This is a genomic window from Bacillus sp. FSL W8-1143 (assembly GCF_037965155.1).
Lineage (GTDB): Bacteria > Bacillota > Bacilli > Bacillales > Bacillaceae > Bacillus > Bacillus pumilus.
In genome coordinates, this window is sequence record NZ_CP150182.1 from 2,849,661 (window position 1) to 2,875,745 (window position 26,085).

30 protein-coding genes are annotated in these 26,085 nt (G+C 41.8%); 12 read left to right on the forward strand and 18 right to left on the reverse strand.

What is annotated here, in order from left to right; genetic code table 11:
* The first annotated feature begins 70 nt into the window (after positions 1 to 70).
* On the forward strand, positions 71 to 811 hold the full coding sequence (locus tag NSQ36_RS14635) for a protein-glutamine gamma-glutamyltransferase (protein ID WP_044140789.1): 741 nt from the start codon (positions 71 to 73) through the stop codon (positions 809 to 811).
* Positions 812 to 832: 21 nt separating this feature from the next.
* Here the strand turns inward: NSQ36_RS14635 and NSQ36_RS14640 are convergent, their stop codons facing one another.
* From NSQ36_RS14640 to NSQ36_RS14665, 6 genes are all read right to left on the reverse strand, one after another.
* Positions 833 to 1,081 (reverse strand): hypothetical protein, encoded by a 249-nt coding sequence (locus NSQ36_RS14640; RefSeq protein ID WP_050944026.1) that lies wholly within the window; start codon positions 1,079 to 1,081, stop codon positions 833 to 835.
* A gap of 24 nt (positions 1,082 to 1,105) precedes the next feature.
* A complete protein-coding gene (locus NSQ36_RS14645) occupies positions 1,106 to 2,137 on the reverse strand; it encodes a nitronate monooxygenase (RefSeq protein ID WP_050944027.1) in 1,032 nt (343 codons plus the stop codon).
* Between the two features lie 16 nt (positions 2,138 to 2,153).
* A complete protein-coding gene (locus NSQ36_RS14650) occupies positions 2,154 to 2,555 on the reverse strand; it encodes a secondary thiamine-phosphate synthase enzyme YjbQ (RefSeq protein WP_050944028.1) in 402 nt (133 codons plus the stop codon).
* Between the two features lie 135 nt (positions 2,556 to 2,690).
* Positions 2,691 to 3,983: a hemolysin family protein gene (locus tag NSQ36_RS14655; RefSeq protein ID WP_044140793.1), complete on the reverse strand. Its 1,293-nt coding sequence runs from the start codon at positions 3,981 to 3,983 to the stop codon at positions 2,691 to 2,693.
* A 48-nt stretch (positions 3,984 to 4,031) separates the two neighbouring features.
* Positions 4,032 to 4,706, reverse strand: a complete 675-nt coding sequence (locus tag NSQ36_RS14660) for a zinc metallopeptidase (RefSeq protein ID WP_041816317.1) — start codon at positions 4,704 to 4,706, stop codon at positions 4,032 to 4,034.
* An 81-nt stretch (positions 4,707 to 4,787) separates the two neighbouring features.
* Positions 4,788 to 5,012, reverse strand: coding sequence for a hypothetical protein (locus NSQ36_RS14665; RefSeq protein ID WP_003213467.1), 225 nt, complete (start codon positions 5,010 to 5,012; stop codon positions 4,788 to 4,790).
* Between the two features lie 118 nt (positions 5,013 to 5,130).
* Between NSQ36_RS14665 and NSQ36_RS14670 the strand changes: the two genes are divergently transcribed.
* Positions 5,131 to 6,117, forward strand: a complete 987-nt coding sequence (locus NSQ36_RS14670) for a potassium channel family protein (protein WP_050944029.1) — start codon at positions 5,131 to 5,133, stop codon at positions 6,115 to 6,117.
* Here the strand turns inward: NSQ36_RS14670 and NSQ36_RS14675 are convergent.
* The 5 genes from NSQ36_RS14675 to NSQ36_RS14695 all read right to left on the reverse strand — a co-directional run bounded on the left by NSQ36_RS14675 (position 6,114) and on the right by NSQ36_RS14695 (position 10,946).
* Entirely contained in the window at positions 6,114 to 6,515 is a 402-nt protein-coding gene (locus NSQ36_RS14675; protein ID WP_003212880.1) for a YugN-like family protein, read from the reverse strand. The genes NSQ36_RS14670 and NSQ36_RS14675 overlap by 4 nt on opposite strands.
* Before the next feature lie 32 nt (positions 6,516 to 6,547).
* Positions 6,548 to 6,766: a spore germination protein gene (locus NSQ36_RS14680; protein ID WP_003213169.1), complete on the reverse strand. Its 219-nt coding sequence runs from the start codon at positions 6,764 to 6,766 to the stop codon at positions 6,548 to 6,550.
* A 240-nt stretch (positions 6,767 to 7,006) separates the two neighbouring features.
* A complete protein-coding gene (locus NSQ36_RS14685) occupies positions 7,007 to 8,362 on the reverse strand; it encodes a glucose-6-phosphate isomerase (RefSeq protein ID WP_339205987.1) in 1,356 nt (451 codons plus the stop codon).
* Between the two features lie 126 nt (positions 8,363 to 8,488).
* Positions 8,489 to 9,661 carry an iron-containing alcohol dehydrogenase gene (locus tag NSQ36_RS14690; RefSeq protein ID WP_050944031.1) on the reverse strand — a complete coding sequence of 391 codons (1,173 nt, stop codon included), beginning with the start codon at positions 9,659 to 9,661 and terminating at the stop codon, positions 8,489 to 8,491.
* 121 nt (positions 9,662 to 9,782) lie between these two features.
* Positions 9,783 to 10,946: an iron-containing alcohol dehydrogenase gene (locus tag NSQ36_RS14695; protein WP_050944032.1), complete on the reverse strand. Its 1,164-nt coding sequence runs from the start codon at positions 10,944 to 10,946 to the stop codon at positions 9,783 to 9,785.
* A gap of 144 nt (positions 10,947 to 11,090) precedes the next feature.
* On the opposite strand from NSQ36_RS14695, the gene NSQ36_RS14700 reads away from it, so the two are divergent.
* Positions 11,091 to 11,327, forward strand: a complete 237-nt coding sequence (locus NSQ36_RS14700) for a DUF378 domain-containing protein (protein ID WP_003212952.1) — start codon at positions 11,091 to 11,093, stop codon at positions 11,325 to 11,327.
* Between the two features lie 67 nt (positions 11,328 to 11,394).
* Here NSQ36_RS14700 and yugI read toward each other — a convergent pair whose 3' ends face one another.
* The 3 genes from yugI to NSQ36_RS14715 all read right to left on the reverse strand — a co-directional run bounded on the left by yugI (position 11,395) and on the right by NSQ36_RS14715 (position 13,680).
* Positions 11,395 to 11,787 (reverse strand): S1 domain-containing post-transcriptional regulator GSP13, encoded by a 393-nt coding sequence (gene yugI, locus NSQ36_RS14705; protein WP_003213420.1) that lies wholly within the window; start codon positions 11,785 to 11,787, stop codon positions 11,395 to 11,397.
* 198 nt (positions 11,788 to 11,985) lie between these two features.
* A complete protein-coding gene (locus NSQ36_RS14710) occupies positions 11,986 to 13,179 on the reverse strand; it encodes an aminotransferase (protein WP_003213272.1) in 1,194 nt (397 codons plus the stop codon).
* On the reverse strand, positions 13,180 to 13,680 hold the full coding sequence (locus NSQ36_RS14715; RefSeq protein WP_003213765.1) for an Lrp/AsnC family transcriptional regulator: 501 nt from the start codon (positions 13,678 to 13,680) through the stop codon (positions 13,180 to 13,182). It abuts the gene before it with no gap.
* A 174-nt stretch (positions 13,681 to 13,854) separates the two neighbouring features.
* Between NSQ36_RS14715 and NSQ36_RS14720 the strand changes: the two genes are divergently transcribed.
* Positions 13,855 to 14,679, forward strand: coding sequence for an alpha/beta hydrolase (locus NSQ36_RS14720; RefSeq protein WP_050944033.1), 825 nt, complete (start codon positions 13,855 to 13,857; stop codon positions 14,677 to 14,679).
* Here NSQ36_RS14720 and NSQ36_RS14725 read toward each other — a convergent pair.
* A complete protein-coding gene (locus NSQ36_RS14725) occupies positions 14,676 to 14,936 on the reverse strand; it encodes a YugE family protein (RefSeq protein WP_003213422.1) in 261 nt (86 codons plus the stop codon). The genes NSQ36_RS14720 and NSQ36_RS14725 overlap by 4 nt on opposite strands.
* 83 nt (positions 14,937 to 15,019) lie before the next feature.
* On the opposite strand from NSQ36_RS14725, the gene NSQ36_RS14730 reads away from it, so the two are divergent.
* Together NSQ36_RS14730 and NSQ36_RS14735 are read left to right on the forward strand one after the other, a co-directional pair.
* Positions 15,020 to 16,195 carry a MalY/PatB family protein gene (locus NSQ36_RS14730; protein WP_335355744.1) on the forward strand — a complete coding sequence of 392 codons (1,176 nt, stop codon included), beginning with the start codon at positions 15,020 to 15,022 and terminating at the stop codon, positions 16,193 to 16,195.
* 133 nt (positions 16,196 to 16,328) lie between these two features.
* Entirely contained in the window at positions 16,329 to 17,621 is a 1,293-nt protein-coding gene (locus NSQ36_RS14735; protein WP_335355745.1) for an ATP-binding protein, read from the forward strand.
* On the opposite strand, the gene NSQ36_RS14740 is transcribed toward NSQ36_RS14735, so the two are convergent.
* Positions 17,622 to 17,801 (reverse strand): hypothetical protein, encoded by a 180-nt coding sequence (locus NSQ36_RS14740; RefSeq protein WP_003213469.1) that lies wholly within the window; start codon positions 17,799 to 17,801, stop codon positions 17,622 to 17,624.
* Between the two features lie 90 nt (positions 17,802 to 17,891).
* Between NSQ36_RS14740 and NSQ36_RS14745 the strand changes: the two genes are divergently transcribed.
* On the forward strand, positions 17,892 to 18,284 hold the full coding sequence (locus NSQ36_RS14745; RefSeq protein WP_284907292.1) for a kinase-associated lipoprotein B: 393 nt from the start codon (positions 17,892 to 17,894) through the stop codon (positions 18,282 to 18,284).
* Here the strand turns inward: NSQ36_RS14745 and kapD are convergent.
* Positions 18,281 to 18,898: a 3'-5' exonuclease KapD gene (kapD, locus tag NSQ36_RS14750; RefSeq protein ID WP_003213730.1), complete on the reverse strand. Its 618-nt coding sequence runs from the start codon at positions 18,896 to 18,898 to the stop codon at positions 18,281 to 18,283. The genes NSQ36_RS14745 and kapD overlap by 4 nt on opposite strands.
* A 218-nt stretch (positions 18,899 to 19,116) precedes the next feature.
* Between kapD and NSQ36_RS14755 the strand changes: the two genes are divergently transcribed.
* The 3 genes from NSQ36_RS14755 (at position 19,117) to NSQ36_RS14765 (ending at position 22,734) form a co-directional block, all read left to right on the forward strand.
* Positions 19,117 to 20,295 (forward strand): MFS transporter, encoded by a 1,179-nt coding sequence (locus tag NSQ36_RS14755; RefSeq protein WP_249118190.1) that lies wholly within the window; start codon positions 19,117 to 19,119, stop codon positions 20,293 to 20,295.
* A 108-nt stretch (positions 20,296 to 20,403) separates the two neighbouring features.
* A complete protein-coding gene (locus NSQ36_RS14760; RefSeq protein ID WP_339205990.1) occupies positions 20,404 to 22,305 on the forward strand; it encodes a transglycosylase domain-containing protein in 1,902 nt (633 codons plus the stop codon).
* Between the two features lie 18 nt (positions 22,306 to 22,323).
* Positions 22,324 to 22,734 carry a thiol-disulfide oxidoreductase DCC family protein gene (locus NSQ36_RS14765; protein WP_003213597.1) on the forward strand — a complete coding sequence of 137 codons (411 nt, stop codon included), beginning with the start codon at positions 22,324 to 22,326 and terminating at the stop codon, positions 22,732 to 22,734.
* Between the two features lie 43 nt (positions 22,735 to 22,777).
* Here the strand turns inward: NSQ36_RS14765 and NSQ36_RS14770 are convergent, their stop codons facing one another.
* On the reverse strand, positions 22,778 to 23,335 hold the full coding sequence (locus NSQ36_RS14770; RefSeq protein ID WP_003212871.1) for a YufK family protein: 558 nt from the start codon (positions 23,333 to 23,335) through the stop codon (positions 22,778 to 22,780).
* Between the two features lie 185 nt (positions 23,336 to 23,520).
* On the opposite strand from NSQ36_RS14770, the gene malK reads away from it, so the two are divergent.
* A complete protein-coding gene (gene malK / locus NSQ36_RS14775; RefSeq protein WP_251191376.1) occupies positions 23,521 to 25,122 on the forward strand; it encodes a malate sensor histidine kinase MalK in 1,602 nt (533 codons plus the stop codon).
* On the forward strand, positions 25,115 to 25,822 hold the full coding sequence (locus NSQ36_RS14780; protein WP_003213073.1) for a response regulator: 708 nt from the start codon (positions 25,115 to 25,117) through the stop codon (positions 25,820 to 25,822). The genes malK and NSQ36_RS14780 overlap by 8 nt, the downstream gene beginning before the upstream one ends.
* Positions 25,823 to 26,085: the final 263 nt, after the last annotated feature.

Consider the following 26,085-nt stretch of genomic DNA (forward strand, 5'->3'; position numbering starts at 1 on the left):
TTTATTTACACAAATTGATTCCTTGCCCAAGCACCCTGCATACGCTAATACAAAAGGGGGCGCTTTTCATATGATTATCCTTTCAGGACAGCCAGTGACAAATGAGCAGCTGGCTTCATTTCAGCTAGAGGGACAAAAGCGGATCATTTTGATGCAGTTACAAGCCTCAAATGATACGTTCCGCTACAGGCAAGCATCTGATTTGTTATTTGAGGTTACATTGAGATCGAACATTATGAATGCTGCAAGAGATTTGCATAAAAGTGGTGCCTCATTTGCCATCTTTCAAAGGTCTCGTGCAAATGACGCCTTTTGGCGCGTATCTGAAGCAGGAGCACTAGAGCTGCGCTATCAAGTCGAACCATCTAGAGGCATTAAAGACATTTTTGAAAATGGCTCACAATATGCATTTGAATGTGCCACCGCCATTGTCATCGTGTTTTATATGGGCGTCTTGCAAACGGTAGGAGACGAGAAGTTTAACCGAAGGCTTCGCAGTCTAACTCTGTATGACTGGCATTATGATACATTGTCGATTTATACAGAGCGCGGGAATGACTTTATCTATGGGGATTGCTTATATTTCGAGAATCCAGAATTTAGCTATCAGCAGTCACAGTGGCGCGGGGAAAATGTGATTTACTTAGGAGAAGATCAATATTACGGACATGGACTTGGGATTTTAACAGCGGCAGAAATTATCGACAAATTGAATAAGAGAAGGCGGCCAGGTGCTGTTCAATCTGCTTATCTATTGCCGCAGACCACCCGGATGGATGTGATTTATCTCAGGCAAATGTTCGGCAGCTAAAAAAAGCCTCTTGTCTAGTGGTTATGACAAGGGGCTTTTGTATGCCTTGCGCTTTCGATAATCTTGCAGCGTGCCAAGCATCGTGTTCGCAAGGAGCTCCATTTTTTCTAAGTCTTTTCTTGTGACCGGCGGATCGTGCCGGCTCCATTTTACATAACGAACAAAATAGTAATGACGAATGGGCGTAAGGACGGCAGGAGAGTGCGGAAATTCATCAAACCAAAATTCAATTTGTCCTTTTTTTCGGTATGAATGTTTTAAGATGTCCACCCTTTCACACCCCCCAACATGATTTTATATGTGCGTTAGTTCATGCATGATCTCCTCAACGGTTAAAATCGAGTGAATACGGCCAACGCCCTGTCCTGCCCAAAGAGCCATTTGATCAGGGTTTCCCGCCGCCGCAGCTGCTTTTCGCATCGGTGTCGTCCATACATGCTGAACCGGATAAGGAAGAACCCTATCTTCATTCTGTCTTTCTTCCTCCATCCACTGATTCACAATACCTCTTGCTCTTTTTCCAGAAAAAAGCTTCGTGATCTTTGTTTCACTGCTTGCTGCCTGTAAAATCGCCTTTTTGTATATGTCTGCCGCAGCACTTTCCTGACTGGCTAAAAATCGTGTGCCGATTTGCACCGCATCCGCTCCAAGTGCTAGAGCGGCTTCCACACCTGCTCGATCTGTAATCCCGCCTGCGGCGATCAATGGCACATGACAAAGCGGCTTGACGTCAGAGATCAGGCTAAAGAGTCCCATCAAGGCATCTCCTTTTGCAGGTAAAAAGGTACCTCGGTGACCCCCTGCTTCACTTCCTTGCAGAACAATGGCATCCATCCCTTTTTCCTCTAAAAGCAGTGCTTCCTCTTTTGTTGTGGCGGTTCCAATTAAAAAGATCCCCTTTTGTTTTAAGCGATGTATCGTTTGTTCGTTTGGACAAGCGAAGGTAAAGGAAACGACCGGTACGTCCTCATCCAAAAGAATGTTGATTTTCTGTTCAAAATCATTCCACAATTCCTCTTCGCTCGGCAGTCTATCGGCTACTGGTCGTGCTGGCAGTCTCTTCTCCCAAAATGCCACATCCTCTTTTTTGACTTCAGGAATTGGCTCTGGTACAAATACATTGACCTGAAACAGGCGAGTTGTCAGTTGTTTGACCTGTCTGATCTGCTGCCTCAAATGGTTAGGCTGCACATATCCACTTGCCAAACTGCCAAGTCCTCCGCATTGCGAAACAGCGGCTGCCAGCTGAGGTGTCACGGCACCTCCTGCCATTGGCGCTTGAATAATCCCATATTTGATTTGCAGTAATTTCGTGATATCCCCCATTTATTTCCCCCATCTCTTACTCGTTTGATGATACCTGTATATAAAAATGGCGATGTCTCGGCCCGTCAAACTCACAGAAATAAATTCCCTGCCATGTGCCAAGGACAGGATCACCATGATTAATGAGAATATGCTGCGTAGCACCCATAAAGCTCGCTTTCATATGTGCGGCTGTATTTCCTTCCATATGGCGGTCCTTCGGATGTTCCCACGGAAAGACTTCGTCAAGCCGGCGGAGCATATCTCGTTTCACATCTGGGTCCGCATTTTCATTAATGGTCATCCCTGCTGTCGTATGAGGACAGTAGACGATGACGGTTCCGTTTTGAATACCTGTTTCCTTGATATATTGATGGACCTCGTTCGTCACGTCGATCATCTCAGCGCGTCTATTTGTTTGTACATTAATTTTTTTCATATGAGCGGCTCCTTTTTGTCATTTCTATCAAACCATACCCTTTTTATGTGAAGTCAATCACTGTTTATCGGTAGAAGGCATTATCTCACCTAAAGTTTACCAAGTAAAAAAACCTCGTCAAGTGTTACGAGGTTTTTAGGAAAAGTGGACCTTTTTGATGTCAATGGTCCGAATATGATGGTCTTCTGCATCTATGATGGTAAATTCACAGCCTTCTGCTTCAATCGTATCTCCAATCTCAATATCAAATTTATGTGTCATCATCCAGCCAGCAATTGTATCAACATCATCATTCTCAATGGCTAAATCCAATAAATCATTTACTTCATCAATCAAGGCTTTCCCATCCATTACATAGTGGAAGTCACCTTTTTTGACGATATGAGGTGTTTCATCCTGATCATATTCATCTCGAATTTCGCCCACGATTTCCTCTAATATGTCCTCTACTGTGACAAGTCCGGCTGTTCCTCCATATTCATCTACGAGCACAGACATATGAATTCGCTCCTTTTGCATCAAAATGAGCAATTCTTGAACAGGCGTACTTTCAATCACCCGAATCACTGGACGCATTAAGTCTTCAATCGTCACATCTTGATTTAAAAAGCTCGCCTTAAACACATCTTTGCTATTGATGACACCAATCACATGATCTTTGTCTTCTTTAATGACGGGGTAGCGTGTGTATCTTTCGTTCAGCATATAATGTGTCACGTCTTCAAGCGTCTGTTCAATCTCTATGGCTGAAATTTCTGTACGAGGAATCATGATCTCTCTCGCCACTCGGTTATCAAATTCAAAAATTTTATTCACATATTTGTACTCAGACTGGTTAATCTCACCCTTTTCATAGCTTTCAGATAAAATGAGACGCAATTCTTCCTCACTGATCGCCACTTCATGTTCTTTGACAGAATGAAAACCGAATAATTTCACAATGCCTCGCGCAGATCCATTTAATGCTTTAATAAACGGGTACATGACTTTATAGAAAAAGATGAGTGGCTTTGCTGTCACAAGGCTGACCGCCTCTGCCTTTTGAATGGCAATCGTTTTAGGCGCCAGTTCTCCCACAACGACATGTAAAAACGTAATGATCACAAATGCGATGATAAACGATAGGATGTCGGTTAATGCGGAATGAAGCCCCAACTCCTCAAACAGTGGATGCAGAAAATGCTCCACCGTCGGCTCGCCCAGCCACCCTAAGCCTAAAGCGGTAATGGTAATACCGAGTTGACAGGCGGATAAATATTCATCGAGATTTGATATGAGCTTTTGTACGTGAATGGCTCTCTTATCACCGCTTTCAATCAGCTGATTGATTTTAGAGCCTCTAATTTTCACAATCGCAAATTCAGTGACAACAAAAAACGCTGTCGCAGCAATGAGTAATATGACTAAAAATACGTTTAAAATATACAAAAAAACCCTTACCTAACAACGGTAAGGGCTCACCTCCTCTGGCATCAATTAATCATTACGGCCATTTAGGAAGATCATTACAAAACGGAGCAATTCAAACAAGGAGACAAGGGCTGCTGCGACGTACGTAAGAGCTGCAGCATTTAACACCTTGTTCACGCCTCTTTCTTCACTGCTTCTAATGATTCCTTCTGAAACAATGATATCTTTCGCACGAGAACTTGCATTAAACTCGACAGGCAATGTCACAAGCTGAAAGAACACAGCCGCTGAGAACAAAATGATCCCAAGCCCGATTAAGTTAAGGCTGCCAAGTAAGATTCCACCAAGGAAAAGAAGCGGGGCAACACCAGATGCAAAGTTCACGACAGGAAAGATCTTATGTCTCAAGACAAGCGCACCATAGGATTCCTGATGCTGCAAGGCATGTCCAACCTCGTGTGATGCGACTGAAATGGCCGAAATGGAATGGCCGTAGTACACAGGTTCAGATAAGCGAACCACACGCTGCGTCGGGTCGTAATGATCAGTCAAAGTTCCTCTTACCGGTTCAACAGGCACGTCGTATAACCCGTTGCGATCTAAAATATGTCGAGCGGTTTCCGCACCTGTTTTCATACTGGATGCTTCAACCTTTGAATACTTTTCAAAATTATTCTTTACTTTAAATTGTGCCCAAAATGATAATCCCAATGCGGCAAAAGTTAAAAAATAAAAAAACAGCATGCTCATCAGCTTCCTTTTTATTTTATATATTTATTTACAATTTTAATGACTTTTATGTAACGTGTACAGAAAAAAGCACTAGGTCTTTTTAAGGGGGATCACCACGCCAATGAAAAAGAAGAACACACCTAAGCATGCTGTATAAAAGGTCACCGTTCCGTATAGGTTTTGAAAAAAGTGCAGCCATGAAAAATCATTCATAAAATGATTCACCGCATTTAAGTCAAACACAAGTAAGATCATAGCTGATGATAAAAAGTGAGCGCCGATAAAAAGAAGTACGGTCTTTTGAACGAACGACATTCGCATTCCCTCCTTCTTCTCTCTTATTTTAAGATATGGGATCTACATGACGAAGATGAAAAAATGTTTCCTCAATCGGGCATACTGACATTAGCAGTCTCCTGAAAGGAAGAGTCCAATGAAATCAAACCGTATCTTTATTGCTTGGCTAAGGTGGCCTCTCTATCTTCGAATTGCCATCATCATCTGTTTCTTGCTTCTTTTTTTTGGACAATTAATCGTCTTGCTTGAACCGAAGCAGTATCATACGATCTTTGATGGGATCTGGTGGGCTCTCATTACAGTTGCGACGGTCGGCTACGGTGATTTTGTGCCGCAAACCATTCCCGGACAAATCGCAGGTATGGCGCTGATTCTGATCGGGGCAAGCTTTGTCACGGCTTATTTTGCCACACTCGCTGCCGCTGTGTTCAGCAAGCAGCACCATTATGTAGAAGGGAAGGTCGCGTTTAAAGGAAAAGGACATCTCATTATCGTCGGTTGGAATGAAAAAACGAACAAACTGCTTCAATCGTTTCAAACGATTGATCCAGCTATGCCGATTGTGCTAATTGATGATTCCTTGAAGGAAGGGCCGCTTCTAGAGAATGTTCATTTTATTAAAGGGCATGGCACCGAAGATGGCACACTTCGTAAAGCCAATATTTCAGGTGCAGATGCACTGATGATTACCGCAGATCAGCACGAGAATGAAGTGACAGCTGATATGCAGAGTGTTTTAACATTACTTGCAGCAAAAGGATTAAACCCTTCACTCTACTGTTTAATTGAAATTTTAACAGATCGTTACGTGAAAAATGCCGAGCGGGCTGGCGCCAATCAAGTCATTCATACCTCTGATGCAGTCAATCATTTAATGGTCGAGCATTTTCTTTTAAAGGAACAGTTCAAAGCGTTAAAGAAAAAACGTCATATGACCTTGCATAAACAGATCACCATCATACCGGTTCCAGCTTCGTTAGCCGGAGAAACATTCTTAACAGCGCTCCATCATTTTTTAGAGCATCATGTGATCATTGTCGGTGTACAAAAAAAAGAAGGACCCATGATGAATCCTCCCTTTGATTATGAGCTTCATCCTGAGGATGAACTGATCAGCCTTTAAAGCAGTGCGTCTTCTAATTCCTTGACGAGCGAAAAGCCAATCTCAGTATAAGCTTTTGATACATCTCCATCTTTCTCTTTTGGTTCTTGGAATTGATTAAAGGATGCTCCCACATTTCCAACCATCGCATGATCATCTAACTTATCTTGATAGACATGCTTTAAGAGAAATGGATCTCCCAGTTTCACCACAACGCCTGGCTGATCCAGCTGGCCCTTTTCGGCTGTAAAAGGAACTCTGAGAAAGGTATAGCCATCACGATTATCAATTTTATAATCAAAGTATCCGTGATCGTAATCCCAGTTACCATTAATGACATAGCCGAGCGGCTTCATCGTCTCTTCTAAATGGTAAAGTGAAAAGCTTTCACCAGTCAGCCTGGATGGTACATGAATCATACGAAACCCTCCTTTTTGTCTAATAGGTTTCGTTAAAGAGAGGAATTCATACATCTATCTCTCGTGATTTGTACATTGTTTGAAAAAGTGGCATCAAATAAGCTTTGATTGGATGATTGATTCGTCTCGTTCGCACTGCCGGACCCTGATGTTTCCTTCGTAGCACTCATAGGACAAATGCGTCCGACATTGCCAAAGTTGACGATTGCCTGGCCAGAAATATCGTGAATGTAAATATGATTCGTTCTCATGTTTCACCCTCCTCTACTCATTATTCTATGTACAGAGCGTAAGGAGGCTTGCACAGGAACCGTGCGAAAATAAAAAAGGCACACCCTTCAAAGGTGTGCTCAGCGTGTAGACAAACCCTTGCATTCGTTGTCAGGTCTGCGCGCTTGGTGCTCACGAATGTTAAATTCGCTCCGCGCCAGTGCTCGCCCTTCCTAGACTTCAAAGGTTTTCTATCACGCTGAAAGGTGTGCTTTTCATTCTTACGATTGATTCAGGCGGCTTTCAAGCTCGGCTTTTTTCTCTTCGAAGCCTGGTTTTCCTAATAAAGCAAACATATTCACTTTATAAGCTTCTACGCCAGGCTGGTCAAATGGATTGACGCCTAGTAGATATCCAGACATCGCGCATGCTTTCTCAAAGAAGTAAACGAGGTATCCGAATGTATAAGCATCCATCTCAGGAATTGTGACGATCAAATTCGGTACTTTTCCATCTGTATGAGCAAGCATCGTTCCTTCAAATGCTTTTTTATTAACGAAATCAACCGTTTTTCCTGCTAGATAGTTCAAGCCATCAAGGTCTTGTTCTTCTGCTTCGATGACAAGCTCATGACGAGGCTTGTCTACATTAACGATTGTTTCAAACAAGTCTCTTCTTCCTTCTTGAACATATTGACCAAGTGAATGAAGATCTGTTGAGAAGTTCGCAGATGAAGGGTAGATTCCTTTTTCATCTTTCCCTTCACTTTCACCGAATAATTGTTTCCACCATTCTGCAAAGTATTGCAATCCTGGCTCATAGTTAATCAGCATTTCAATCGTTTTGCCTTTATTGTAAAGGACATTACGGACGACAGCATATTGGTATGCCGCATTCTCAGAAAGCTCAGATGAAGCGAAGTCTTCGCTTGCTTTTGCCGCACCTTCCATCATCTGATCAATGTCTGCACCGCTCACAGCGATTGGCAATAGACCCACTGCTGTTAAGACTGAATAACGTCCACCTACATCATCAGGGATGATAAATGATTCGTAGCCTTCTTCTGTTGCTAATGTTTTCAATGCACCGCGTGCCTTGTCCGTTGTTGCATAAATACGTTTTTTCGCTTCTTCAGCACCGTATTTTTCAATGAGGAGCTTTTTAAAGATACGGAACGCAATCGCTGGCTCTGTTGTTGTACCAGATTTTGAAATGACGTTAAGAGAGAAATCTGCATCTTCCAATAGATCCATTACATCAGTTAGATAAGAAGAACTAATGTTGTTTCCAATAAAGATGATTTGCGGCGTCTTGCGTTTGCCTTTTGGCAGCGTGTTATAGAAAGAGTGGTTCAAAAATTCAATCGCCGCACGTGCGCCGAGATATGAACCGCCGATTCCGACAACAAGTAAGACATCAGAGTCTGACTTAATTTTATCTGCACTTTTTTTAATGCGGGCAAATTCTTCGCGATCATATTGCTTCGGCAAGTCAACCCAGCCTAAATAATCACTGCCTGTACCCGTTTGTTCATGAATATTATGATGGGCCACCTTCACAAAATCTTTTAAATATGTAAGCTCATGCTCTTGAAAGAAAGGTAACGCTTTTGAGTAGTCAAATTGAATATGTGTCATCGCTTGTAAGCCCTCCATTACGTTAGTTCTATCCCTTTCACTTTAGCGGAACTAGCTATTGAAATCAAGTGATCGTCACTCCCATAGCAAAAAGCCGTTTCTCATAGAGAGAAACGGCACGAAGGATTATAAAGAAGCTTTCAAAATAGAAAGAATGTCATCACGATCAAGTTTCATAAAGTTACCAAAACCACCGTATTCCATTTCTTTCGCCGCAATGTCGGCAATTTTGTCCAGCTGATCTTCACCAATGTCATAATCTGCTAGACGGCTTGGTGCACCGAGGCTTGTCCAGAAGGCTGACAACTTGTCGATTCCTTCTAATGCGATATCACGATCAGATTTTCCCTCTGTCTCGATGTCAAACATGTTTAGCATGAGATTTTTAAAGCGATCCACATTGTGATCGAGTGTATGACGCATCCAATTTGGGAAGAGGATCGCAAGTCCGCCTGCATGCGGAATGTCATAGACAGCCGATACTGCATGCTCAATCGTATGGGACGCCCAGTCGCCAAAGTAACCCATTTGCAGCGTTCCATTTAAAGCGATCGTTCCTGCGTAAAGGATCGTTTCACGGTGCTCATAGTTTTGTAAGTCTTCAAGCAGTTTTGGTGCTGTCTCAATGACTGTTTGAAGAACAGCAAAACACATTCGATCCTGTAAAGGCGTGTTTTTCACATTATGGAAGTATTGCTCGAAGACGTGGCTCATCATATCGACCATGCCGTACACCGTCTGGTTTTCTGGCACTGAATAAGTATGCTCAGGGTCTAAAATTGAAAAAGCAGGATGAGTGACTGAACTGCCCCACACATATTTTTCATTTGTTTCCCAGTTTGTGATGACAGAGTCTGGATTCATTTCTGAACCAGTTGCCGCAAGTGTGAGCACTGTGCCAAACGGCAATGCTTTTTGAGCGGTTGTTTTCTTTGAGATAATGTCCCACACATCTCCGTCATATTCCGCTCCGGCTGCAATCGCTTTTGTACAGTCGATCACACTGCCGCCGCCAACAGCTAATAGGAAATCAATTTTTTCATTTTGGCAGATGTCGATTCCTTTTTTCACTGTGGTGAGGCGCGGGTTTGGTTCAACACCTGACAGCTCAAATACGTCAGCTTCTGCTTCATTTAACGCGCTGATCACATTATCATAAAGACCATTTTTCTTAATGCTGCCTCCACCATATACAAGTAACACTCGTTTTCCATAACGAGCGAGTTCGCTTTTTAGTCCGTCTAGTTGTCCTTTTCCAAACATTAATTTCGTTGGATTATAATAAATAAAATTTTCCATCTGTTGATACATCTCCTTACAGCGTATATATCCAAAAACATGAAAGACTACTTTAACATATGTACACGTCGAACTCAAAAAAAGATAACTGCTCGAAAGCAATTATCTTTTCATTGTTTGATTATAAAGAAGCATTCAAAATAGCTAGAACATCTTCTTTGTTTAGCTTTTTAAATTGACCAAATTCACCGCGTGCCATTGCACGATCTGCGATTAAATCAATTTTCTCATCGTTGATATCATAGTCCGCTAAACGGTTCGGTGCGCCAAGACTTGTCCAGAAAGCTGACAATTTGTCGATTCCTTCTAAGCCTACTTCTTCGTCTGTTTTGCCCGCAGGGTCCACATCAAATACGCGTACTGCTAATTGTTTAAAGCGGCCTGGGTTTTCCTGAATGACATGCTTCATCCAGTTCGGGAACAAGATCGCAAGTCCGCCTGCATGAGGGATATCATAGATAGCAGATACCGCATGCTCGATGTTGTGAGATGCCCAGTCACCGCGTGCTCCCATTGACAGCATACCATTGAGCGCAATGGTACCAGTGAATAAGATCGTTTCACGCAGCTCATAGTTCTCTAGATCGTTGATCAGCTTCGGTGCTGTTTCAATGACTGTACGAAGAAGCCCTTCACACATCCGGTCTTGGTAAGGTGTATTTTCCGTGTGATGGAAATATTGTTCGAACACGTGAGACATCATATCAACCATGCCATAAATCGTATGGTTTTTTGGCACAGTGAACGTGTTCACTGGATCAAGAATAGAGAATTTAGGGAAAACTGCTGGACTTCCCCAGCCATATTTCTCATTTGTTTCCCAGTTTGTGATCACTGATCCAGAGTTCATTTCAGAGCCTGTTGCAGCAAGGGTTAACACCGTACCGAACGGAATTGCTTCCATTGGGACATGTTTACGCGTCACGATATCCCAAGCATCTCCATCGTACTTGGCTCCGGCTGCGATCGCTTTCGTTGCATCAATAACACTGCCGCCGCCAACTGCCAAAATAAAGTCAACGTTGTTCTCTTTGCAAAGCTCAACCCCTTTTCTTACTGTTGTTAAGCGCGGGTTTGGCTCAACACCAGCAAGTTCAGTGATTGCAGCTCCTGATTCTTTTAGGATGCTGACAACTTGGTCATAAAGGCCGTTTCGTTTAATACTGCCTCCACCATATACAAGTAATACGTTTTTTCCGTAGTGTTTGAGTTCATCTGAAAGGGCTGAAACTTCTCCCTTTCCAAATATTAATTTCGTTGGGTTCCAATAAGTAAATCGATCCATTTGATCTCCTCCTCGCGCTACATTATGCGCCTCAATCATTCCAAAAGTAAAGTAATTTGCTTTAATCCATTTTCTTACGCATAGTTTGGCTAAAAATCTGCAAAATATAAATGTATTGATGCTGTAGCGAAAGGAGGAATCACGATGAGTGCTATTCAGCGTATTGCCCTCGTGCTCACGATTATCGGTGCTATTAACTGGGGACTAATCGGCTTTTTTCAATTTGACTTAGTAGCAGCGATCTTTGGCGGACAAGGCTCTGCATTATCACGTATTATTTATGGTCTTGTTGGAATTGCAGGTCTTGTTAACCTTGGTCTATTGTTCAAGCCAAGCGAAGAAGCTGTTCGCCGTGACGAGCCGAATCCAGAGGTTCGCTAAACAAAAAGACATAAAAAAGGCCGCCTATACGAGGCAGCCAAAGGCACCGTTTGAAGCGGTGCTTTTTTTATTTCTTGATCAAATCTTTACGGTTAGATTGCTCAATCCACTCTTCAAGTTTATCTTTAAGTGTATTGAAACCTTGTGGTGTAGCAGCTTCTTCTTTCACTTGCTGTGGTCTTTGTTTCTTTGGTTTGCTTTCTTTTCTTTCAGGTGCTTCTTGTGTAGCACGGATAGAAAGGCTGATTTTACCAGCTTTTTCATCAACAGAAAGAACTTTCACTTGAACTTCGTCACCAATTGAAAGATGCTCGTTGATGTCTTTTACGAAACCATGTGTTACTTCAGAAATATGCACAAGTCCTTGAGTTTCTTCATCTAATGCAACAAACGCACCATACGCTTGTAATCCTGTTACTTTACCAGTGTAAACACTGCCTACTTCAAACTTTGTCGCCATGATAACAACTCCTAAATAAATGTTTTAATATTCGTTTATACGCAATTAAAAACTATATCACAGAACGGTCTTTTACGCAAAATATTTTTTAATTGGGTTTAGATCAGTTCAAAAGGGGGAATACCTGAAAACAAGAATGCTTTCTAGTATTCCCCCCTAATTTGAGAGGCATGAGTCCTAATGGATTGATGCCTTTTTTTATTTGATGATGGCAGGTGCTTCTTCTTTCACTTGTCGTTCCTGCAAAAAGCGCTGGATTCTTGAAAGTGATTCCTGAAGATGGTCAAGAGACGAAGCATATGAACAACGAATATGACCTTCACCACTCGGTCCGAAGACATTACCAGGGACTACGGCTACTTTTTCACTTAGGAGCAGCTCCTCAGCAAATTGTTCTGACGTCATGCCCGTCGTTTTAATGGACGGGAAAGCGTAAAATGCGCCGTTTGGCTGGTGACATGTGAGCCCCAGTTCATTCAAAGAGCCGACAAACAAATTTCGCCGCCTTCTGTAGCTTTTCTTCATTTTCTCTACATCTTCAAGCCCATTTTTCAAGGCTTCTTCTGCTGCATATTGTGCCATTGAGGGCGCGCACATCATAGAATATTGGTGTATTTTCAGCATGGCATCGCGCAGTACAGGTGGTGCTGCCACATATCCTAAGCGCCAGCCAGTCATAGCAAACCCTTTTGAAAAGCCTGAAATGAGGATCGTTCTTTCCTTCATATCTTGAATTGCCGCAACGCTTGTAAAAGCTTCATCGTACGTCAGCTCTGCGTAAATCTCATCTGTGATAATGAGAAGGTCATGCTCTTTTGCAAATTGAGCAATATCTTCAAGCTCTTCCTTTGAATAAACAGAGCCAGTTGGATTTGATGGTGAGCAAAGCAGGATCGCTTTTGTCTTAGGCGTCAGCTTCGTGCGAAGATCCGTAGAGTCTGCTTTGAAATCTTTTTCAGCCGATGTACTTAAATAAACAGGTACTCCGCCCGCAAGTGTCGTAAGGGCCCCATATGCTACGAAACAAGGCTCTGGAATGATCACTTCATCCCCGCTGTTTAAAATCGCACGAAAGGCCAAATCAAGTGCCTGGCTTCCGCCAACTGTGATAATCAGTTCTTCTTCAGGACTGTAGTCAATGTGAAACCGCTTATATAAATAGTTGCTCAATTCTTTTCGCAAAGATAATAACCCTGCATTCGCCGTATAAGAGGTAAGCCCTTGTTCTAATGACATAATACTTGCTTCTCTGACATTCCAAGCTGTCACGAAATCTGGCTCGCCGACACCAAGGGAAATGACCCCTTCCATTGTGGCTGCCAAATCAAAGAATTTCCGAATACCTGACGGCTGAATGCTTTGTACCGTTTCAGATAAATAAGACTTTTTCATTTAAGGTGACACCACGATTCTTTTGTCATCGTCTCCTGTTTCAAACACTTTCCCATCATGTTTATATCTCTTCAAAATAAAGTGGGTAGTTGTTGAAACAACGGAATCAAGTGTCGATAATTTTTCAGACACGAAGCGGGCAATATCAGACATAGATCTTCCGCGGATCACAACAGATAGATCGTAAACACCTGACATGAGATAGACAGACTCCACTTCCTGAAAGCGATAAATACGTTCAGCAATTTCATCAAATCCGACGCCTCTTTTTGGTGTCACTTTGACATCAATCATGGCTGTGACGCCTTCATGACCATCTACTTTACGCCAGTCAATCATGGTTGAGTAATCAATAATGACTTTTTGATCTTCAAGTTTTTGAATAATCGCTTCTGCTTCTTCTGTTGTCACGCCTGCCATTTTTGCAATTGTATTTAAATCGGCACGGCTGTTTTCATCTAAAATCTCTAATATTTCAGTTTCTTTTTCTGTTAGTTTCATTTGATTTCACACCTCAGATTGTAAAAAGCTAGTTTTAAAAAATCTTCTGAACATTATAGCACGTTTTTCCCATTATGCTAAGCAGGGAAAAGATGCTAACCATAGCTTAAAATCCACTTTTTAGGGTACAATACAGTCACCTAACAGAGAGTATCAAGTATCGGAGTGATGAGTATGGACATTGTTCAGCCAGCTTATATGAAAAGTAAATTCGGTTTAGACATCTATTACGAGCACTATCCAAATCAGGGGAAGAAAACATTGATCTTAATTCATGGTCTTTTCTCTTCTACCTTCAGCTATCGAAAGCTCATCCCGCTTCTGAAACAAGACTTCAATTTAATCGCGATCGATCTGCCGCCATTTGGACAGTCCGAGAAGTCGAATACGTTTATTTACAGCTATCGCAACATGGCAAAGATCATTATCGAGCTAGCTGGTTACTTACAGATTCAGCATGCGATCCTTGTGGGTCATTCGATGGGCGGCCAAATTGCTTTATATGCCGCATCTGAACGGCCAGACCTATTTGAAAAGGCGGTCCTTTTGTGCAGCTCAGGATATTTAAATAAATCAAAGAGATCAGTTGTTTACAGCACATATATTCCTTATTTTTATCTCTATCTTAAAAGAAAGCTCTTGAAGCAAGGCATCATGAAAAATTTAACGGCTGTTGTGCATGATCATTCCATCATTGATCAAGAGATGGTGGATGGATATTTAAAGCCTTTTTCTGATGATCAAATTTTCCGAGGGATTTTCCGCTTGATTCGGCACCGGGAAGGGGATTTGACCTCGGATGTCCTAAAGAAAATGGAGACACCCGTGCTGCTCATTTGGGGTGAGGAAGATCGAATCGTTCCCATCCAAATAGGAGAGAGGCTGCACAAGGATCTGCCAAACTCGACCTTGCACGCATTAAAAAAAACCGGGCACCTCGTTCCTGAGGAAAATCCGGTCTTTGTGTCTGATCAAATCGGACATTTCAGCCTGTCTTAGCGTGTGCAGGAGCTGCTGTCTCGTATGACGAAAAGCTGATTCGCTATATGTTGACAGCTCTCAAAAGGCAGGAGCTGCTCAAATGAGTGATGATAAATGGCTTGAATGTCTTTCGCTAAAGATAAAGAGTCTTCTGCGTCGTATAATGCACTGATGACGTCAGCAGGCTCCGTTTCATAAAAGTCCTCCCCATATTGAAAAGGGTCCCATGCCTTAATGAGTTGAATCATCTCTTCTACAGCTTGACTATCTTTCATCGGTATCACCGCTTATAATAAATTTTGTGATGTTTATTTTAGCACAACCAACAATGGTTGAAAAACGGCTAGAGGTGGGTTTCATGAATTTCGACGAACAGATCATACGTAAAGGGTCAAAATCAGTGAAATGGGATCAAGCAGAGTCTTTATTCCTAACAACAGATGCGCTGCCAATGTGGGTAGCCGATATGGATTTTAAAGCGCCGCAGGTCGTCCTTGATGCATTAAAAAAGCGATTGGATCACGGTGTATTTGGCTATGCCTTTCAAGATCAGGATACGCAGCAGGCAGTAGCTGAATGGCTCAAAAGAAGGCATGGATGGTCGATCCAGACAGAAGCTGTCACCTTCACACCTGGGATTGTCACGGCACTTAGTTTTGCAGTCCAAGCCTATACAGAACCAAGTGACGAAGTCGTCATACAATCCCCTGTGTATACTCCTTTTTATCAAATGATTGAACGAAATGGACGAACAGTCTCAACCAATCCTTTAAAAATAGAAAACAACCGCTATGTCATGGATTTTGATGATTTAGAGAAAAAATTAAGCAGACCAGAAGCGAAGCTCATGTTCCTCTGTCATCCGCATAATCCGTCCGGAAGAGCGTGGTCAAAAGAGGAATTAAAGCAAGTTGGAGACCTCTGTATCAAGCACGGTGTCACAGTCGTTTCAGATGAGATTCATTCTGATTTGATGCTATACGGAAAGCCGCATGTACCATTTGCTAGTCTTTCTGACGACATAGCACATATCACAGTGACGTGCATTGCACCAAGTAAAACATTTAATTTAGCTGGCCTCCAAGCATCTGCCATTATCATTTCCGATGAAGAAAAAAGAACCCTTTTCAACAATGAAATGCAAAGAAACGGACTGGCCAAACTGAATGCTTTTGCGATCCCTGCGATGGAAGCAGCCTACCGCCATGGCGACGAGTGGCTTGATGCACTTGTTCTTTATCTCGAAAGCAATATGAAAATGGCAATGGACTATATTGACGAACATCTTCCAAACATGCGTTATATGAAACCAGATGCTTCTTATTTATTGTGGCTAGACATTCGGGATTATCAATTCAGTCAAGCGGAATTGAAACGCAATTTGCTAAAAAAGGGCAAAGTGATCCTAGAGCTTGGTCACGTGTACGGACTCGAAGGAGACGGCTTTATTCGGATGAATCTCGGCTGTCCTACTTCAACAGTCAAAGAAGGATTGAAACGCCTTCATCAAGCGTTTACGCAATCATCTGATTAAGACCTATATGATCGAAAGAACATCCTCACGGGTGTTCTTTTTAAAGAAAAAAACCCTCCTTTTATCATATCTACTTTGTACATGAAATGATATAATGAGAGGAATTACTATTATTTACGAGGAGAGCATTTAAATGGAAATGTTCAAGGATTTTCTGCTCCATGTATCTTTTATTCTATTTCCAATCTTTTTATATCACGCGCTATGGCTAAGCCGGACCCCTGCTCATTTCCCAAAAACGAATAAACTGCTCATCACAGTATTCGCATCCATCTCTTCAGCACTATGTATTATGTATCCAGTTGGTTCGATTTTAGACTTGCAGACTGGCCTTCAATCCATCCCTCTTGTACTTGCCATTTTATATGGAGGCTACACAGCTGGGATCATCGCCATCTTGATAAGTTCCATGGTCAAATTCGTGATGTATGGCTCTTTTTTATGGGTTGGACTCATTGTCGTACCGATTTACTTTTTCATCCCATTTCTGTTCTACCGGAAATGGCGTCAATATTCGAAGCTGAAAAAGCTGATGTATGGAGTGCTTATCGGTTTATCCAAAGGATTCTTTATTTACATTGGACTATTTGCGGTCAGTTTAATGGAATACAGCCCGGCCTTTATTATGCAGCAGAAGTTACTTGAGTTATTTTTCTCAACTCTTTACTACATATTCTTTCTCGTGCTAAGTATCTATTCCATTGAATTCGTCAAAGAAAATGCGCAAATGAGAACACAGCTTGTCCAATCAGAAAAGCTGACCATTGTAAGTGAACTCGCTGCAAGCGTTGCCCATGAAGTACGCAATCCGCTGACAGTGGTGAGAGGCTTTATCCAATTGCTCTTTTCTAGTGACAATACAAAAGAGACATCAACCAATAAAGATTATAAAAATCTCGTTTTGTCCGAGTTAGACAGGGCGCAAGATATTATTACGAGTTATCTTGACATTGCGAAACAAAATTATTATCAAATTGAATCTCTCAACCTATCTAAATTACTCGAGGAATGTGCATCACTGATGACATCCTATGCGAATTTCAAATCGGTCACGATTCATCAATCCATTGAACCTGACTTATACATTCAAGGTGATGAAACGAAGATCAAGCAAGTCATGATTAATTTAATCAAAAATGCGATTGAAGCAGCCCCAGAACACGAAGGGAAAATTGAGCTTTATGCTTCAAAAGAAAATCATAAAATATGCCTTTTTTTCGTGGATAACGGTGTAGGAATGACAGAAAGCCAAATGAAAAAGCTTGGCGAACCCTATTACACATTGAAAAATAAAGGGACTGGACTTGGGCTGACCGTGACATTTTCTATCATTGAAAATCACCATGGAACCATTCGTTTCAAAAGCTCGCTGCAGTCTGGTACAACCGTTACCGTGAAGTTTCCTGAAGATACAAGAAGAAAATGATCAATCCATTTTTTTTGTCTTTTTTTCATCTATCCGCTCCTGCTTCTTAGACGCACGAACGATCAGACGAAAGCAAATAAATGCAGCCATAAAGAAAATCACAGTGGTGATTGCCGCTGGGATGTACTCCCTTTTATCTTCAGGAAAATACAGTAGAAAGAGTGCGATGAACGACAACATTCGCCATTCCCCCTTTTGCTCGTTTACTTCACTATATTGGCTAAAAGAAATGAAATACCTTCCTACGAGAAGGAAATGGAGGAATTTCACATGACAGACATTCAAATTGGACACGTTGTGAAAGGATTTTATAAAACAGGTGTTTACATTGGGGAAGTGACAGCAGTGAAACCATCGGCCTATCTCGTTCAAGTAAAAGCCGTTCTGACACATCCCACTCAAGGCGACCTGCATCACCCAAAAGAAGCAGACGTGCCTTTTTTCCAAGAAAGACGGGCTTTGGCCTATCGTGAACAGACGAATATCCCTCATCATATGGTGAAGCCTTATGATGGCGTTATACCAGATTATCAAGTATCACTAAAAGAAGCTGTAGAAAAATTAAAACAAGCGCTCCATGCGGATGAATCCAAATGGGCGGAAAAATCAAGAGCATGCCTATCTTCTCTCGAAAAAGATTATTTTCCAGAAGACGCCCGCTAATCAGCCGAATCAAAAAAATGTGAGAAATCGATCAGCTCACCAATTTTGGTTGTTTGCGGATTTTCCACATAGGCTCTGTCTTTTTCAAAAAGGGTTAACAGCTGATAAGTCGTCATGGCATCATCTAGTGCTTTATGATGCTTACCAGCTCCTTCACTGCCGTATTCCTTTGCCGCCTTGCGAAGCCCTGTCAGTGTGCGATCACCAAAAAAGGTTTTATATTCAAAGGCAAGGTCCCTCAGCTTCCCCTTAAAAGGAAAGGCAATGTGATTGAGCATACAGTTTTGCTTCAGCACTTTCATGTCCATATTGCCCCATGTAATAATCTCACAATCCTCTCCCCCATCTAGCGACACAAGCTTCTCGATAAATGCCTCAAAGGAAATTCCGCTCTCTACATCCTGCTGCGTAATACCGAGGAACGATTTACAGCGCTTCGTCAGCTTCGGGAACTTTTTCGGTTTGACGTAGCTAGAGAACGTGTCTATGATCGTTTCACTTGCCGCTTTCACTACCCCAGCTTCAATAATTTCAGGAAAAAAATTTTGCGGATGATACTTTCCATCAGGCATCGTAAATTCAAAATCGACCACAAGCACCGTCTTCTGTTCCACCAGTCTCACCTCACTTTTTCATCAGTTTTTCATTCTGATACCATTATATTAAGACGGACCTTGAAATCACTTCATTTTCTTGAAAATAATGCAGATTCACTATGCCCAACCTATTCATCAGATGAAAGATCGTTTAGTTTCCTTTATAATTATTAAGGAACACGAAATAAATAAAGAAGGTGGTCTCTATCACAAACAGGAAGAAAAACTTGTACATCATGTGGTTTGTGAACTTTTTTGTATCTGCCAGCATTACAATGATCGTCCCTTTTTTATCACTTTACATAGAATCTCTTGATAGCAGTTATTCAAATGAATTTGTCCAAAGATGGAGCGGCTATGTCTTTGGCGTCACGTTTTTAACGGCCTTTCTGATTTCTCCGATTTGGGGACGGATTGGAGATCGGCATGGCTATAAAAAGATTTTGCTCATTAACGGGATTGGGATCGCAACAAGTATTCTATTAATGGGGCTTGTGCAAACCGTTTATCAGCTATTCGCCCTGCGGCTCTTCATGGGGCTTGTCACAGGTTTTATCTCGACTTCAATGGCACTCATCTCTGCACAGACGGAAAAGGCAACTGCAGGTAAAACCCTTGGAACGATGCAGATGAGTAATGTCGCCGGAGGATTGTTTGGTCCATTAATGGGTGGATTCATGGCAGACAGCGTCGGATTTATTTATACGTTTTTCCTCACAGCGGCTGTCATTTATGTGTCAGCAATTGTGATTATTTTCGGAGTGAAAGAACATCCCATCCGTTCAAAAGAAGCGAGGCGCGTTTCTTACTCACGGAAGGATGTGCTCGTTCATATTTTCAAACAGCCCTTGCTTGTCGTCACGATGCTTTTAACGTTTATTACACAAGTAGGGAACTTTAGCATTCAGCCACTTTTGGCTTTATACATTCATGATTTACACGGTCCTGTTAATCTCGCATTTTATGCAGGTCTTGCGTTCTCTGCAACTGGACTTGGCAACCTGCTCTTTACACGAAAATGGGGAGATCTCGGAGATCGAATTGGTCACGACAAGGTGCTGCTTGCCCTTCTCATCCTCTCCTCTATTTTATTCATCCCGCAAGCAATGGCGGATTCCTATGCGATGTTAGTACTATTCCGTTTTCTATACGGGATGGCACTTGGCGGGATTATTCCATGTACGACGGCGTATATTCGGATCAAAGCACCTGCCTCTATGCAAGGGGAAGTGCTTGGATACAATGTCAGCTTCCGTTTTCTTGGGAATGTTGTCGGTCCGGTGATTGGCGGCATTGTGGCGAGTCATTACGGGATTCCAGCTGTCTTTTATGTCACCGCCGGCATTTTTCTATTTGGCGCATTATTTTTATGGGCAGTCCGCTCACAGTCGAAGGCAAAAGAAAGGAGTGTCTGATCCAGCATCAGATACTCTTTTTTCTTGTGTAGAAGCCTTATTCACTAGACTTCAAGCCCATTCTTTTCTAAAAATAACCTTCTCGTATTCGCAAAAGAATGGTACGATATGGCTAGAAAATTGAAGAAAGTGAGTGACCTCATGTTTCGTGCAATGATTGGTTGGTTATTACTTGCTGCCCTCATTCCATTATTTGTTCTGACTTTTTATCTATCAAAGGAAGAAGCTGCAAGTGTGAAGCCTGTGAACGAAGTGCTTGATCAAAAAATCAAGCTGGAAAAGATAGATTTTTCCCAAAACAGTTATATGTATGACCGGGATGGCTCTCTCATCTCAGAGATCGTTTCAAACGATGAAAACCGAGTGTTCGTCACGTATGATAAAATTCCTGATCATGTGAAGGAGCTGTTCCTCCGCTCAGAGGACCGTAACTTTTATGACCATAAAGGCATTGACTTTATGGGAGTTGTTCGTGCCCTTGCCTCAAATGTGAAAAACCATGGCATCAGCCAAGGCGCAAGTACGATCACACAGCAATTATCTCGTAATTTATATTTAAGCCATGAACGTTCGTTCACCCGAAAGTTTACAGAGCTTCTCTATTCCTATGAATTAGAGCGGAAATTCTCGAAAGATGAAATACTCGAAAGCTATTTAAATACGATTTATTTCAGTAATGGTGTTTACGGTGTCGGTTCTGCGGCTAATTACTATTTTGATAAGCCACTTAGTTCTTTAACGCTTGCACAGATGGCATTTATCTCTGCGATTCCAAACAACCCAACACTGTATGACCCATTGAAGCAATTCAAACACACAAAGAAACGCCAAGAACGACTGCTTGGCATTTTAAAGAAAGACGGCGTCATCACCAAAAAGCAATACAAAAAAGCCGTCAAACAAAAAATCAGCCTGTCCTTGAGTGAAAAGAAAAACCTTTACCCTGACTATGTGACATATGCCAATGAGGAATTTACCGATCTTGTGTCAGATCAGGAAGGCTTTACAAAACGCTTGAAGAAGGCCAAAACAGATGGAGCAAAAAAAGCCATTCAAAAAGAATTATCTGAAAAGGTCAGTGCCCTGCTTCAGGATGGGGTCAAAATTTATACGGCACTTGATCCTTCCTTACAGCAACGAGCCGTCTATCAGCTCAATGCGCAGCTACCTTACCAAGGTGTAGAAGGCGGATCAGCGGTCATTAATCATGAAACGCATCAAATTGTCGCACTTGCTGGCGGGAAGAACTATAAAAAGTTTGATTTCAACTACGCCTATCAAGCGCAAAGACAGCCTGGTTCTGCGATTAAGCCGCTTTTAGACTATGGTCCTTACATCGACCAAACCGGTGCAACAGCTTCAAGCAAAATTAGTGCCGGCAAGTTTTGTAGCAGCGGATACTGTCCGCAGAACTATAATCATAAAACGTATGGAACCGTCACACTTGAAACAGCCTTTAAAAACTCTTACAATACCCCTGCGATCCGAATGCTAGATACAGTCGGTGTCAAAAAGGGCTTTAGCTATTTAGAGAAATTCTCATTCGAGCATATCGTAGCGGATGATTACCGCCTTCCTTCTGCACTTGGCGGATTTACGAAGGGCTTCTCGCCGCTAGAAATAACAGATGCGTATACCGTCTTTGGCAACCAAGGTGCTTACACGCAAAATCATTCGATCACAAAGGTGACAGACTTAAACGGCAAGACACTTTACAAGTGGAAAGAGTCACCGAAGCAAGTGTATTCTCAGCGGACAAATGACACCATGCGTAAACTGCTTGCCTCCGTTGTAAAAAGCGGAACAGGGAAAAAAGCGAATTTCAGTTCCCCTTACATTGGTGGTAAAACAGGAACATCCAATGACTACAAAGACATTTGGTTTGTTGGACTGACAAATCAATATACAATGGGTGTATGGGTTGGAAGAGATAGAGGAACGGTTGAATCTATTTACAGCTCAAGTCCGCACTTACGTATTTGGAAAAATACGATGCAATACGCCAGATAAACAGGAGGTTTGATTGCAATGCATTCAACACATCCATCCCATTTAATTTTATTTGATGGTGTCTGCAACGTGTGCAGCGGCGCTGTTCAGTTTGTGATTAAGCGTGATCCAAATGAGCGAATGATGTTTGCTTCATTACAATCAGAGACAGGGCAGCGCATTTTAAAAGAAAACGGTTTGCCTTTAGATGAGTTTAATTCATTCATTTATATTGAAAAAGGCACCCTTTATACGAAGTCGACAGGCATCTTAAAAGCCACGCGGCATTTAAAAGGAATCTACAGATGGAGTTATTTATTCCTTGCCATTCCGCGCCCTATCCGTGATTGGTTTTATGAGCGGATAGCGAAAAATCGCTACAAATGGTTCGGTCAAAAAACATCTTGTATGATGCCTACACCTGATATTCAAAAACGGTTTCTATCATAAAAAAAAGCATCCTCCGTTAGTGGAGGATGCTTTCTTTGTCTGTTTATGAAGGCAGACTTGCCATAACACTGTTATAAAGCTTAATAAATAAGTACAAAATGCCGATTAAAAACGTGGCCCAAAACAGCAAAATAAACATCATAAATCCAATTAAATTCAGCATGGAAAGCGATTGATAAATGCGGACCACAACCCAGATAAAATAGACAAGACCTGCTAAAACAAATAGTCCGACAAGCAAAATCAGCTGCTGCGTCAGCAGAAATGCAAGCAAGCTGGCAAATAAATAAACAACGGATGCAATCCGAATTTTCTTTAAGTTCTCTCCTTCAGGATCTTTCGCGAAAAAGAGTAGCGCCAGCTCTAACACCGTATCTGCAATCAGTTTCAAGGCAGATAAAATCATAAAATAAACAAGTGCAAAAGCAGCAAAAAGAGCAAGCCGGATGCCCTGTTCCGAGAAGAATTCCAGCATTCCTTTTAAAATACCTGCTTGAGTCAAGAAATCAGTCATTATCCCTACTGTGAAAATCGAAAAAGCAGAGCTGAATAGTAAAATCGAAATCAGCGGAAAATATCCAGTCAAATATGTATTTTTCATAAATAGATCCTTTCTCATAAGCTCACATTTATTATGGCTCACTTAAAACGGATTGACAAGATGCTTTCAAAGTAAACTGGTAGCAAAATCAAATTTGTGATTTTGCACGTACATTCCTTCACAAACTTACATTTTCCCGTTAAAGTATTACTATTACGAAAAAATCGTGCGTTAGGGGTATACTCGTGAAAAAAACATTAAGACTGCAAACACGACTGACGATTTTTGTTTGTATCGTTGTCCTGATCTCCCTTTGTATCACTTTCTTTACGATCTGGTCAGAAACAGCTAAAAACATTCATCAGCAGGAACGTGACATCGCCCTCTCCACTGCCAAAATGGTCGCAGAGGCTCCGATCACAGCGAAATCATTAGAAGAAAATCGATCGTATTCAGCACTCCGTCAATATACAACAAGTGTTCAGCGAATCACCAAAACCGAATTCGTTGTCGTGATGGATATGAACGGCATTCGCAAAACCCATCCAAATCCGCAGAAGATCGGGAAGCGGTTTGCTGGCGGTGATGAAAAACTAGCATTACAGGGTAAAGAGCATATTAGTACGGCTTCTGGAACACTTGGCAGATCCATGCGTGCTTTTGTTCCGGTTTATGATCAAAATGGGAAGCAGCTCGGGGCTGTGGCAGTAGGGATTACGTTAAAGGAAATTGACTTGATTATTCATCAAAGCTTACTTCCACTCTACTTCGTCATATCGCTCAGTCTTCTTTCTGGTATCATTGGAGCACTCATTGTGGCAAGAAAAGTGAAGAAAATTATGTTTGGACTAGAGCCAGATGAGATTGCTACATTATTAAAAGAACGAAGCGCCATGCTAGAATCAACAAAAGAAGGGATTCTTGCCGTCGATCAGCACGGTAAAATCAAGCTCGCCAATGCTGAAGCGAAACGGCTCTTTCATAATATGAGCATTATGGTTGATCCTAGAGAACAAGATGTTCAGGTGCTCCTTCCTTCAAGCGGTCTAAAGCAAGTCATTGCAACACGCAAGCCGCTGCTTGACCGCGACGTGAGAATGAACGGACTGGAGCTCGTATTTAACGAAGTCCCGATTACGGTAAAGGGCGAGATCGTTGGAGCAATCGCCACCTTCCGTGACAAAACAGAAGTCAAACACTTGGCTGAGCAGCTGAGCGGAGTCAAAATGTATGCAAATGCCCTCCGTGCCCAGTCACATGAATTTATGAACAAGCTTCATGTCATTTTAGGATTGGTTCAGCTCAAAAACTACGATGACCTTGGCACTTATATCAAAGATATTGCGATCTATCAGCAGACGGAAACAAATGAAATCATCAACCATGTGAAAAACTCTGTTTTAGCAGGATTTTTACTAGGAAAACAAAGCTATATCAGGGAACAAGGCGCGACCTTAGAAGTCATATGCAGCACACAAGTCCCAAATTCAGAGGACCCGGCAGTGACGCATGATCTCATTACCGTCATTGGCAACCTGTTAAATAACGCACTCGATGCTGTTTCTCATACTGAGACGAAAAACATCTCGATCTCATTCCGATACGTTCAGGAGCAGCTTCATATTGAAATTACAGACACAGGTGTTGGTCTCACAAAAAAAGAACAAGACATCATGTTTGATCAAGGCTTTTCAACTAAAGGAGAAGACAGAGGATTCGGTCTCTACTTCGTTGATCAAAGCATCAAAAAATTGAACGGTCATCTGATTGTCACGAGTGAAAAAGGAGAAGGAACGACCTTTAGTCTCCGTATTCCGTATAAACAAAAGGAGGATTCACATGATTAATGTGTTAATAGTAGAAGACGACCCAATGGTTGGGGAGCTGAACAAACGCTACCTGACCCAAATCGACGGCTTTGAATTAAAAGGGATTGCCACCTCTTTTCAGCAGGCACTGGACATCTTAAAAACAGAAGCCATTCACCTTGTACTGCTCGATATTTATATGCCTGGACAAAATGGCCTGGCATTATTATCAGAAATTCGCAAACAAAATCATTCGGTTGATGTCATTGTCATTTCAGCTGCCAATGAAGTCGACGTGATCCAGCAAACGATGCGAAACGGGGCTGTTGATTATTTGATCAAGCCGTTTGAATTTGAACGTTTCCAATCAGCGCTCTCAGAATATAAACGAAAACACGCCTTGTACCAAACGATGAACAGCATCTCGCAAAATGATTTAGATGCGAAGCTCTTTCATAAAAAAGCAGAGACGGAAAAAGTCCTTCTGCCAAAAGGCCTGACCAAAAGCACACTCAAACTCATCTGGACAAGTATTCAATCATTCGGTCATCAGGCTTTCACGACCGAAGACCTAGCGAATCATACAGAAATCTCTCAAGTCTCTATTAGAAAATACTTGAAATTCCTTGAGGACATCGAAGTAGTTGATGTTGAAATGGCATACGGGACAATTGGACGCCCTGTTTTCCAATATAAACTCAGTACAACAAATATGAATTTAATTCAGCAATATCTATAATTTGACACATCTGACCTTATACAGAGGCCAGATGTTTTTTTATGGAACACGATGTGACAAACCCCTTGATATCAGTGGTTCCACTGTAGTAGATCACATCACAAAAGCGGCATTATATCATATTTCAGCACATAAAAAGACATCGAATTTAGCCTTTTAACATTTTTTTTAAAATAAAACAAATTTCTATTTATTTATTGGATTGGAAATGATAAATTATGATTGATTAGTTCAACGAGATATAAGTCTGATGTCTTACATCT